Source organism: Pseudonocardia sp. SID8383, from assembly GCF_009864975.1.
In the GTDB taxonomy this organism is placed as follows: Bacteria; Actinomycetota; Actinomycetes; order Mycobacteriales; family Pseudonocardiaceae; genus Pseudonocardia; species Pseudonocardia alni.
In genome coordinates this window covers 1-10,231 of record NZ_WWFY01000622.1, presented here as the reverse complement: position 1 = coordinate 10,231, position 10,231 = coordinate 1, and the positions used below count along the sequence as shown (strand labels likewise).

The window sequence follows — 10,231 nt, the reverse complement described above, 5'->3', positions numbered from 1 at the left end:
TGCGGCGACCCAGCCCGGTTCGACGCCCAGCGGCGAGGCCACCGCGAACCCGGCCAGGGTCAGCCCGAGCACCACCAGCGCGACGACCGGCGCGGCCGGCGCGGGCACCGCGGGACCGGCCGGGGCCGGCTCCGGCTCCGAGGCGAGGTCGCGCCGGAACACCCACCGCAGCACCAGGTACTCGACGACGATCACCGCCACCCACGGCCCGACCATCAGCCCCGCGAAGGTCAGGAACCCCACCCCCGACGCCGAGAACGCCAGCAGGTTCGTCAGGTTCGACACCGGCAGCAGCCCGGACGCCGAGTTCGACAGGTGGGCGCAGGCGAACGAGTGCGGCCGCGACGCCACCCCCAGCCGGGCCGCCGTCGCCAGCACCACCGGGGTCAGCAGGACCACCGTCGCGTCCAGGCTCAGCACCGCGGTCGTCCCGGCCGCCGCGGCGAAGACGGCGACCAGCAGCCGTCGCGGGGACCCGGCCGACGCCGTCGCCAGCCGCGCGCCCAGCCAGCGGAACACGCCCTCGGCGTCGGCGAGGTGCCCGAGCAGCAGGATCGCGGCGAGGAACCCGACGGTCGGGGCGAGCTCGCCGATCTCGGTCCACGCCCCGGCCGGGGTCACCAGCCCGGCGACGACGGCGACCAGTGCCGCCGGGACCGCGACCACGGCCTCGGGCAGCCCGAACGGGCGCAGCGTCGCGGCGGCCAGGACCGCGGCCAGCAGGGCGACCGCCAGCAGGAGGCTCACGTGAACAGCAGCGCGACGCCGACGGCCAGGCCCAGCAGGACCACCGCCCAGCGCAGCAGGGTCTCCGGCATCCGCCGCGCGACCAGTGCGCCGACGTAGCCGCCGACCAGCGTGGTCGGCGCGAGCAGCGCGACGGCGAGCCAGTCGACCGGGGCGCCGAGGGCGAACACGACGACCGTCACCGTCGCGACGACCAGCGACAGCACGCCCTTGAGCGCGTTGAGCCTGCGCAGCTCGTCGTGGGCGAACAGCGACAGTGCCGAGATCAGCACCACGCCCAGGGCGCCGCCGAAGTAGCCGCCGTAGACCGCGGCGAGGAACACCGCGACCAACAGTGCCGGGGTGCGGTCCCGCCCCCGGGCGGCCGGGTCGCCGATCCGGCGCTTGAGCCACGGCCCGACCGCCATCGTGAGGCTGGCCAGGATCACCAGGACGGGCACGACGGCGTCGAACACGCTGCTGGGCAGCACCAGCAGCAGGGTGCAGCCCACTCCGCTGCCCAGCGCCGCGGCGACCGCGGTGACCGCGATCCGCCTGCCCTGTCCGGGCAGCTCACGGCGGGCCCCGAGCACCAGCCCGGCGTAGCCGGGCCACTGGGCGACCGAATTGGTGACGTTCGCCGCCAGCGGCGGGAACCCCACCCCGAGCAGCGCCGGGAACACCAGCAGCGACCCGCCGCCCGCGACGGCGTTCACCGCACCCGCGAGCAGCCCGGCCACCAGCAGGAACACCAGCGCCCACGGCTGGGAGAGGTCGATCACCACCGGACGGTATCCCGGTGCAACGCCGCGGTCCTCCCCGGCAGCCGACCGTGCGGGTCCGTAGCCTGGAACCCATGACCGCTGCCACCGAGATCGCGTTCGAGAACACCTTCGTCCGCGACCTGGACGGGCTCTACCTGCCCTGGCAGGCCGCCCCGGCGCCGGACGCACGGCTGGTGCTGCTCAACGAGTCCCTGGCCGGTGAGCTGGGCCTCGACCCGGCGCAGCTGCGCACCCCCGAGGGCGTCGCGCTGCTCACCGGCACGACCGTGCCCGACTCGGCGACGACCGTCGCGCAGGCGTATGCCGGGCACCAGTTCGGCAACTACTCGCCGCGGCTCGGCGACGGGCGTGCGCTGCTCGTCGGCGAGCTGGTCACCCCCGACGGCGTCCGCCGCGACCTGCACCTCAAGGGGTCCGGACGTACCCCGTTCGCCCGCGGCGGCGACGGGAGGGCCCCGCTCGGGCCGATGCTGCGCGAGTACGTGATCTCCGAGGCGATGCATGCGCTGGGGGTGCCCTCCACGCGGTCGCTGGCCGTCGTCGCCACCGGCGAGCCCGTGCTGCGCGACCGCGGCCCGGAGCCGGGCGCCGTGCTCGCCCGCACCGCGGCCAGCCACCTGCGGGTGGGGACCTTCCAGTTCGCGGCCGCCACGGGGGAGATCGACGTGCTGCGCCGGCTCGCGGAGTACGCGATCGCCCGGCACCACCCGCAGGCGTCCTCGCCGCTGGAGCTCTACCGCGCGGTGATCGCCGTCCAGGCCGGGCTCGTCGCGCGCTGGATGCAGATCGGGTTCGTGCACGGCGTCATGAACACCGACAACATGACGATCTCCGGCGAGACCATCGACTACGGCCCGTGCGCCTTCCTCGACGCCCACGACCCGGCGACCTGGTACTCCTCGATCGACTCCGGTGGCCGCTACGCCTACGGCAACCAGCCCGGCATCGCCCAGTGGAACCTCGCCCGGCTCGGCGAGTCGCTGCTGGGGCTGTTCGCCGACTCCCAGGAGGAGGCGGTGCGCCTCGCGACCGAGGAGCTGGCGGGCTTCGCCGACGCCTACCTCGCCGCCCGGGACCGCGGCTACCTCGCCAAGATCGGCGTCGGGACCCCGGAGCTGCTCGCCGACCTGTTCGCGGTGATCGAGGACCAGAAGCCCGACCACACCCTGTTCTTCCGACGGCTGTCCGAGGCCGCCCGGGGCGACGCCGGGCCGGTCCGCGCCCTGCTCTCCGACCCGGCCGCGCTGGACCCGTGGCTGGAGTCCTGGCGGGCCGCCGGTCCGGACGCCGACGCAATGGACCGGGTCAACCCGGTCTACGTGCCGCGCAACCACCTGGTCGAGGAGGCGCTGGGCGCCGCCGTCGAGGGGGACCTGGAGCCGGTGCAGTGGCTGCTGCAGGTCCTCGCGCACCCGTTCACCGAGCGCGAGGGCTACGAGCGCTACGCCCAGCCCGCGGGGCCGGACTCGCCGCCGTTCACGACGTTCTGCGGGACGTGAGCAGCGAGCACTGCGCGACCGTGACCAGCCAGTCCCGGTAGCGGCGACGTCGACCTCACCCGGCGCATCCCGAGCGACCTGATCCTCGCCGCCGCGGCGGCCGACCCGCGGATCGCGCCGGCGCTCGGGCCCTACCTCGCGATGCTCGCCGGCCCGGAGTCCCTCGACCCGGTGGAGCCGCTCGCCCGCGCCGTCTACCAGGGCGGATGGCGCGCGCCGCTCGCCGACGGCCCCGGCGGCGACGAACTGGCGGAGGTCGTGCGGGCCGCCGTCGCGGCGTGAGTATCCTCGTGTACGCGGACGAGTCGGTCGGGCGGCCGCGGCGGGACCTCCGGGTCCCGCCGAGGAAAGTCCGGACTCCACAGGGCAGGGTGGTTGTCAACGGCAACCCGGGGCGACCCGCGGGACAGTGCCACAGAGAACAGACCGCCACGCGGCTCCCCGGAGCCGCGGGGTAAGGGTGAAACGGTGGTGTAAGAGACCACCAGCACCCCGGGTGACCGGGGTGGCTCGGTAAACCCCACCCGGAGCAAGGTCGAGAGGCCGTACGTGTACGGCTGCGCAGGCGCATGAGGGCTGCCCGCCCGAGCCTGCGGGTGGACCGCTGGAGCCTGCCGGCGACGGCAGGCCGAGATGGATGGTCGCCGAACGGAGCACCGTGAGGTGCCCGGGAACAGGATCCGGCTTACAGACCGGCTCGTCCGCACCCCAGCCCTGCCCGCGCCCGATCCCCGCCGGGCACCCGGTCCGCGACCGGGGCCGGCACCGGCGCGAGGTCGTGACCACGCCGTCCGGGGCGCCGGGGAGGACCGGGACGGCCTGACTCCTGTGGCCCGCGTGGGTCGGGTCAGCTCGTCGCCGGGCCGGGGGCCAGTGCGGTCCTGACGGCGAACCCGCCGAGCACGGTGCCGGCCACCCACCGCTGGACCGTCATCGCCCGCGGCCGTGCGGCCAGGAACCCCGAGACGGACGCGGCGGTGAGGACGATCAGCCCGTTGACGGTCACCGCGACGGCGATCTGGACCGCTCCGAGCTGCAGGAGCTGGCTCCCGGTGGCGCCGTCGGCGGGGTCGACGAACTGGGGCAGCAGCGCGGCGTACATCAGCGCGATCTTCGGGTTCAGGAGGTTCGTGAGCAGCCCCATGCCGAACAGGCGCCGGTCGCGCTCGGGCGCGAGGTCGCGGGCCTCGAACGGTGACCGTCCGCCGGGGCGCAGCATGCCCCAGGCGAGCCAGGCGAGGTAGAGCCCCCCCGCGATCCTGACCGCGGTGTAGGCGGCGGGGACGGCGACGAACAGCGCCGAGAGCCCGGCTGTCGCGGCGAGGAGGTAGCAGAGGAAGCCGACCGCGGTACCGGCGAGCGACACGAGTCCGGCGCGCCGGCCCTGTGAGATCGCCCGGGAGGTCAGGTACACCATGTTCGGCCCCGGGGTGAGGACCATGCCGAGGGCGATCACGACGACACCCAGGGCTGCGGACGGTTCGATCACGGCGACTCCTCACCGAACGGCTGGTGATCGGGAGCGAATCACGGCGACGGTCTGCGGACCAGTGGATTCCCGGGTGTGCTGTGTCGCTCGGACGGCTCCGGGACCGGGCTCGCGGGCCGGGGCCCCGCGCGGACGGGGGCGTGGCGGCGTGGTCGCCCCGGGCACGTGTGACGATCTGCCGGTGAGCAGCACCCGCGACCTCCGCGTCGTCGCGCTGGGGGACTCCGTCGTGGCCGGTGTCGGTGACCCCGACTGCCGGGGGTGGTTCGGCCGCCTGGTGGCGGCGGTCGGGCGCCGGGGCGTCCCGACGACCGCCTACAACCTGGGGATCCGCCGCAACACCAGCAGCGACGTCCTCGCCCGCTGGGAGCGCGAGACGGGCGCACGCCGTGCCCCCGGGTGCGACGAGCGCCTGGTCCTGTCCTTCGGTGTGAACGACGGCGTCGAGGAGGACGGCCGGTGCCGGGTGGAGCCGGACGTCACGGTCGCGAACCGGACCCGGCTGCTCGCCGGGGCCGAGGCCGCGGGCCTGCCGGCCTTCGTCGTCGGACCCCCGCCGATCGCCGACGCCGCGGTGAACCGGCGGGTGCGGGACCTGACCGCGCGGTTCCTCGGGGTGTGCGACGCCGCCGGGGTGCCCTTCGTCGACGTGTTCGACGCGCTGTCGGCCGACGAGGTGTGGACGACCGGGGTCCGCGACGGAGACGGCGCCCACCCCGGTGCCGACGGCTACGACCGCCTCGCCCGGCTCGCGATGCCGGCGTGGCTGTCGTGGATCGGCGCGGCCCGGTAGCGGATCCGCACGCGCTCCTCTGCCGTCGAGGACCGGACCTGACCGCATCGGGCGGCACAGTCGTCCTCGAACCGCCCCCGAGCACCCGGAGGACCCCATGTACGCACCCGCCCGCCACGACGAGGTCACCGGCCTCCTGAACTACATCGACCAGCAGCTCACGGCGATCCGCTCCGCGCTCCTCGGCCTCACCGAGGAACAGGCCCGCGCGACGCCGTGCGGCAGCGCGCTGTCCGTCGGTGGCCTGGTCAAGCACGCCGCCTACTGCATGCGCGGCGCGCTGGACCGGCTGACCGCTGACGTCACCGAGCAGCCGCTCGACGCGGCCGCGGTCGCCCTGTTCACCGGCAGCTTCACCGTCGGCGACGACGAGACCGTCGCCGCGACCGTCGAGGAGTTCGACCGGGTCCGGGCCGAGCTGCTCGCCACCGTCGCGAAGACCGACCCGGCCGGCGACTCGACCGCCCCGCCCGCCCCCTGGCACGGGATCCACGACGCGCGGCCGATCCACGCCCGCTACTACCTGGTGCACCTGGTCGAGGAGTTCGCCCGGCACGCGGGGCACGCCGACATCCTCCGCGAGCAGATCGACGGCGTCGCGGTGCCCGCGCTGGTGCTCACCCTCGCCGGGGCGCCCGCCAACGACTTCTTCCAGCCCTACGAGGCGGCGCCGGGCACGCTGCTGGCCTGAACCGGGCGGTATCCCCGGGCGTCCCCGGTCGTTGATCCCCACGACCGGCTTCGGGGAGGGCGGATGCGTCGAGGACGACGGAACGGACTGATCGCCACGGCCGCGGCCGTCGTCGCGCTCGTGGGGCTCGCCTCGCTGCAGCCCGCCGTCGCGGTCGGCCCGTTCGGCCCGTCGGGGCGGGTGACCGTCACCCCGGCGGCGTCGAACCAGTTCGCCGGGACCCTCGACGAGGGTTCCGGCAGCCGCGGGTTCACCGCCCGCCACGGCGCCCCGCCCGACGGCGGCAGCGGAGCCCTCGAGCTGCGCACCCCGGGCGACGGGGACAAGCGTCAGTACGTCACCGACGAGGTCGCCGGGCCGTTGTCCCGGTTCACCGACGCGAGCTACTGGGCCTACCGCGACCCGGCGTCGTCGAGCGGGGCGATGCCGTCGTTCGCGATCGCCGTCGACGTGAACGGCGGCACCCTGGAGGCCGGCGACCTGTACGTCCTCACCTACCTGCCCGACCGGGCCCCGACCGGCACCTGGACCCGCTACGACGTCGGGTCCGGCACCTACTGCACGACACAGCAGATCGGCCGGGTCGACGCCTACCGGCAGTGCCGCGACGGCGGCGAGCAGCGCACGCTGGCCGACATCATGGCCGCGTACCCGGACATGACCGCCTACGCCGCCGGGTTCAACCAGGGCGGCGGCGACGCCGGGCTGGTCTCGGCCGTCGACCTGCTCCGGGTCGGCGGGCGGACCTACGACTTCGAGCCCGCCTGAGCCGGTCGCGGCGACCTCAGGACACGCAGAACTCGTTGCCCTCGGGGTCGCACAGGGTGGTGGTGACCGGGCCGCGGTCGGCCGTCGTCCACAGCACCCGGGCGCCGAGCGCGACCAGGCGCTCCACCTCCGCGGGGGCCTCCTCCGGGCCGACCTGCAGGTCCAGGTGCACCCGGTTCTTGGCCGACTTCGGCTCCGGCACCCGCTGTACGAACAGCCGCGGACCCGGCCCGCGGGCGGTGGCGACGTCGCGGAAGCCGCGGCGGTCGCCGTCGACGAGCACGTCGGCCTCGCCGAGGTGGCCCGCGGCCAGCAGACCGTCGACGACGGCGGTGTGGTCCTCCACCTCGTAGCCGAGGGCGGCCGCCCAGAACCGCGCGAGGGCATGCGGGTCGGCGGCGTCGAACGCGATCTGCAGGGTCGGGGTCACGGCGACCATCCTGGCCGCTGATGCGGACAGCGGGTGTCCGCATCGGCGCGAGCGGAACCGCTCGGGCGGAACTGTCGGGGGTCCGGTGCAGCATGCGTCCCGACCCACCCCCGAGCACCGGAGGCCCCCGTGGACCAGCCCGTCACCGCGGACCCCGTCATGGACGCCGTCGGCGCCGCCGTCGAGGCGGGCCGTGCCGGTGACCGGGCCGGGGCCCGCGCCCGGTTCGAGGCCCTGTGGGAGCAGGTGACCGCCGACGGCGACCCGTTCCACCGGTGCACGCTGGCCCACTACGCCGCGGACGTGCAGGACGACCCGGCCGCCGAGCTGGTGTGGGACGAGCGCGCCCTGGCCGCCGCCGAGGAGCTGACCGACGAGCGGGCGCAGCGCCACCACGCCGGGCTGACGGTCGGCGGGTTCCTGCCGTCGCTGCACCTGAACCTGGCCGACGTGCACCGTCGCCTCGGCTGCGACGACCGGGCGCGCCACCACCTGACCCGGGCCCGGGACCGGGTGGGGGCGCTGCCCGACGACGGCTACGGCGCGATGATCCGCGCCGGGATCGACCGCTGCGGCGAGCGCCTCGACCTCGGGGACCGCACGTGAGCGAGCCGCACTCAGACGACCGCGCCGTCGCCCGCGCGGCGCCGTGCCCGGTCGGCCTTCGAGGGGTGTCGCCGTCCCGCCTTGCCGACCGGCTGCTTCGCTCCGGAGGTCCGCGGCGCGGGCCCGGTCCAGCGCTGCTGCAGCAGGATCGACACCGGCCCGGCGACGACGATCGTCGACACCGTGCCGACCACGATGCCCACGATCAGCGCCAGTGCGAAGTCCCCGAGGGTCGCCCCGCCGAGGAACAGCAGCATGACCAGGATCGTCAGCGTCGAGATGCCGGTGTTCACCGTCCGCGGCAGCGTCGAGAGCACCGCCGACCCCACGGCCCGGTGGAACGGCGCCTTCGCATCGCGTGCCCAGTGCTCGCGCACGCGGTCGAACACGACCACGGTGTCGTTGACCGAGTAGCCGATGACGGTGAGCAGCGCCGCGAGGAACACGCCGTCGGCGGTGCGCCCGGTCCAGGCGAACACCCCGACCACGACCAGCGCGTTGGTCAGCAGCGCCGCGACCGCGCCGGCGCCGAGCGTCCAGCGGAACCGGAACGCCAGATACAGGAACTGCGCGGCGAGCGCGACGCCCAGCGCGATGATCCCGCCGCGGGCCAGCTCGGCACCGAGGCTGGGGCCGATGAGCTCGTCGCGCAGCAGCTCGGCGCCGCCACCGGCCGCGCCGACGACCTCGCGCAGCTGCCCGACCTGGGCGTCGGTGAGCTCGCCGGAGCGCAGCGCGACCGCGCCGTCGCCGGTCTCGGTGACGGTGAGCCCGCCGATCCCGGTGGTGGCGACGGCGTCGCGGACCTGCTCCACGCCCACCGGGTCCGTCGTCGTGAACTCGACCAGCCGGCCGCCGGTGAACTCGACGCCGAGCTCCAGGCCGCGCACGAACAGTCCGGACACCATCACGACCACCACGACCCCGGCGACGGCGAGGTACCGCCCGGGCCGCCGCAGGAATCCGGGGTCCCTCGCCTCGAGCCTGCGCCGGACCGGGCCGACCCCGGTGATACCGGTGATGCCCGGCCTACGCTTCACCGCGGGGATCCGGAGGACGGCCAGGGTGAGCAGCCGGGACAGCACCAGCGCCGAGAACAGCGACACCACCACACCGATGACCAGCGTGACACCGAACCCGCGGACCGGGCCCGACGCGAGCCCGAACAGCAGCACCGCGGCGAGCAGCGAGGTCACGGCGACGTCGCCGACCGCGGACAGCGAGTTCGCATAGCCCATCTCCGAGGCGCGTTCCAGGCGTGGCTTCGCCGCGTACTCCTCGCGGGAACGTTCGGCGATCAGCACGTTCGCGTCGACGGCCATGCCGACCGCGAGGACGAACGCGGCCAGGCCGGGCAGCGTGAGCGTGGCACCGAGCCCGGTCTGCACCGAGTAGGCGACGAGTGCGTACCCGCCGAGCGCGACGACGGCGACCAACCCGACGAGCCGGTAGACCACGATGAGGAACGCCCCGGCCAGCGCCGAGCCGATGATCGCGGCCCAGGCGCTCGCGGAGATCGCGTCGGCACCCAGGGTCGGGCCGACGGTCCGCTGCTCGATGATCTCCACGGGCAGCGGGAGGGCGCCGCCCTCGATCAGTACGGCCAGCTCGGAGGCCTGCTCGGGGGAGAAGTTGCCGGTGATCTGGGTCTGCCCGCCGAGCATGCCGACGTTGCACGGGATGTCCTCGACGACCTGCGGGGAGGAGATGACCTGCTGGTCGAGCACGATCGCGACCCGGCGCTGCGGGTCGCCGGGCGGCGCGCACGCGGCCTGGCCGGTGAGGGACTGCCAGCGGGCGGGGCCGTCGCCGTCGAAGCTGATGTTCACGATGTGCCCGACGCCCTGCGGGTTGGGCGAGGACATCGCCGAGCCCACCATGTCGCCGGTCAGCGCCGGTGGGCCGAGCTGGAGCGGCTGGCCCTGCTCGTCGGTGCCGGGGGCGCCCCCGGCGGCGGGGTCGCCGATCCCGAGCACCGGGTGCATCGTCAGCTGCGCGGTCCGGCCGAGGGTCTCCGCGGCCTCGGCGGGGTCGGTCAGCCCGGGGAGCTCGACGATGATCCGGTTCTCCCCGGACCGGGCCAGGCTGGGCTCGGCGACACCGAGCCCGTCGACGCGCCCGCGCAGCACCTCCAGCACGCGGTCGGTGCCCTCGCCGTCGGCGGCGACCTCGGGGGTGTCGCGGGTCTCCAGGACGATCTGGGTGCCGCCGCGCAGGTCCAGCCCCAGCGTGGGGGCGGTGGTGAGCGCGACGACGGAGGACAGGGCGAGCACGGCGAGCGCGATGAGCGCCCGCCAGAGCACGGGGCGTGGCTTCACAGGGATCCTCGGCGGCGGGCGCCCCGGTCGGGACCGGGGCACGGCGGGGTGGTGCGGGGGAGTGGCGGGCGGTGGCGACCGGCGGGGTCGTCCGGTCAGGCCCGCGGCGGGCCCCGCGACCCGATG

At 75.2% G+C, this 10,231-nt stretch carries 11 protein-coding genes and 1 other RNA gene; 7 read left to right on the top strand and 5 right to left on the bottom strand.

What is annotated here, in order from left to right; genetic code table 11:
• Both GTW08_RS15160 and GTW08_RS15155 read right to left on the bottom strand, forming a co-directional pair.
• Positions 1-747 (bottom strand): SLC13 family permease (locus GTW08_RS15160; protein WP_346009914.1); only part of this gene is annotated, 747 nt, incomplete at its 3' end.
• Positions 744-1,508, bottom strand: a complete 765-nt coding sequence (locus tag GTW08_RS15155) for a sulfite exporter TauE/SafE family protein (RefSeq protein ID WP_083658913.1) — start codon at positions 1,506-1,508, stop codon at positions 744-746. The genes GTW08_RS15155 and GTW08_RS15160, both read right to left, overlap by 4 nt.
• A 74-nt stretch (positions 1,509-1,582) precedes the next feature.
• Between GTW08_RS15155 and GTW08_RS15150 the strand changes: the two genes are divergently transcribed.
• The 3 genes from GTW08_RS15150 (at position 1,583) to rnpB (ending at position 3,714) form a co-directional block, all read left to right on the top strand.
• Positions 1,583-3,010, top strand: a complete 1,428-nt coding sequence (locus GTW08_RS15150) for a protein adenylyltransferase SelO (RefSeq protein ID WP_073577067.1) — start codon at positions 1,583-1,585, stop codon at positions 3,008-3,010.
• A gap of 141 nt (positions 3,011-3,151) precedes the next feature.
• A complete protein-coding gene (locus GTW08_RS15145; RefSeq protein ID WP_157818543.1) occupies positions 3,152-3,292 on the top strand; it encodes a hypothetical protein in 141 nt (46 codons plus the stop codon).
• 19 nt (positions 3,293-3,311) lie between these two features.
• Positions 3,312-3,714, top strand: an RNA gene (rnpB, locus tag GTW08_RS15140) — RNase P RNA component class A.
• Positions 3,715-3,857: 143 nt separating this feature from the next.
• Here rnpB and GTW08_RS15135 read toward each other — a convergent pair.
• Complete coding sequence (locus GTW08_RS15135) at positions 3,858-4,499, bottom strand: LysE family translocator (RefSeq protein ID WP_073577066.1); 642 nt, start codon at positions 4,497-4,499, stop codon at positions 3,858-3,860.
• A gap of 181 nt (positions 4,500-4,680) precedes the next feature.
• Here GTW08_RS15135 and GTW08_RS15130 point away from each other — a divergent pair, with 181 nt between their 5' ends.
• The 3 genes from GTW08_RS15130 to GTW08_RS15120 all read left to right on the top strand — a co-directional run bounded on the left by GTW08_RS15130 (position 4,681) and on the right by GTW08_RS15120 (position 6,751).
• Positions 4,681-5,292: a GDSL-type esterase/lipase family protein gene (locus tag GTW08_RS15130; protein WP_073577154.1), complete on the top strand. Its 612-nt coding sequence runs from the start codon at positions 4,681-4,683 to the stop codon at positions 5,290-5,292.
• A gap of 97 nt (positions 5,293-5,389) precedes the next feature.
• Entirely contained in the window at positions 5,390-5,983 is a 594-nt protein-coding gene (locus GTW08_RS15125; RefSeq protein WP_073577065.1) for a DinB family protein, read from the top strand.
• 63 nt (positions 5,984-6,046) lie between these two features.
• On the top strand, positions 6,047-6,751 hold the full coding sequence (locus GTW08_RS15120; RefSeq protein ID WP_073577064.1) for a hypothetical protein: 705 nt from the start codon (positions 6,047-6,049) through the stop codon (positions 6,749-6,751).
• Positions 6,752-6,767: 16 nt separating this feature from the next.
• Here GTW08_RS15120 and GTW08_RS15115 read toward each other — a convergent pair whose 3' ends face one another.
• Positions 6,768-7,181 carry a VOC family protein gene (locus tag GTW08_RS15115; protein ID WP_208623078.1) on the bottom strand — a complete coding sequence of 138 codons (414 nt, stop codon included), beginning with the start codon at positions 7,179-7,181 and terminating at the stop codon, positions 6,768-6,770.
• A gap of 129 nt (positions 7,182-7,310) precedes the next feature.
• Between GTW08_RS15115 and GTW08_RS15110 the strand changes: the two genes are divergently transcribed.
• On the top strand, positions 7,311-7,787 hold the full coding sequence (locus GTW08_RS15110) for a hypothetical protein (protein ID WP_322789694.1): 477 nt from the start codon (positions 7,311-7,313) through the stop codon (positions 7,785-7,787).
• 11 nt (positions 7,788-7,798) lie between these two features.
• Here GTW08_RS15110 and secD read toward each other — a convergent pair whose 3' ends face one another.
• On the bottom strand, positions 7,799-10,105 hold the full coding sequence (gene secD, locus GTW08_RS15105; RefSeq protein ID WP_161152093.1) for a protein translocase subunit SecD: 2,307 nt from the start codon (positions 10,103-10,105) through the stop codon (positions 7,799-7,801).
• Positions 10,106-10,231: the final 126 nt, after the last annotated feature.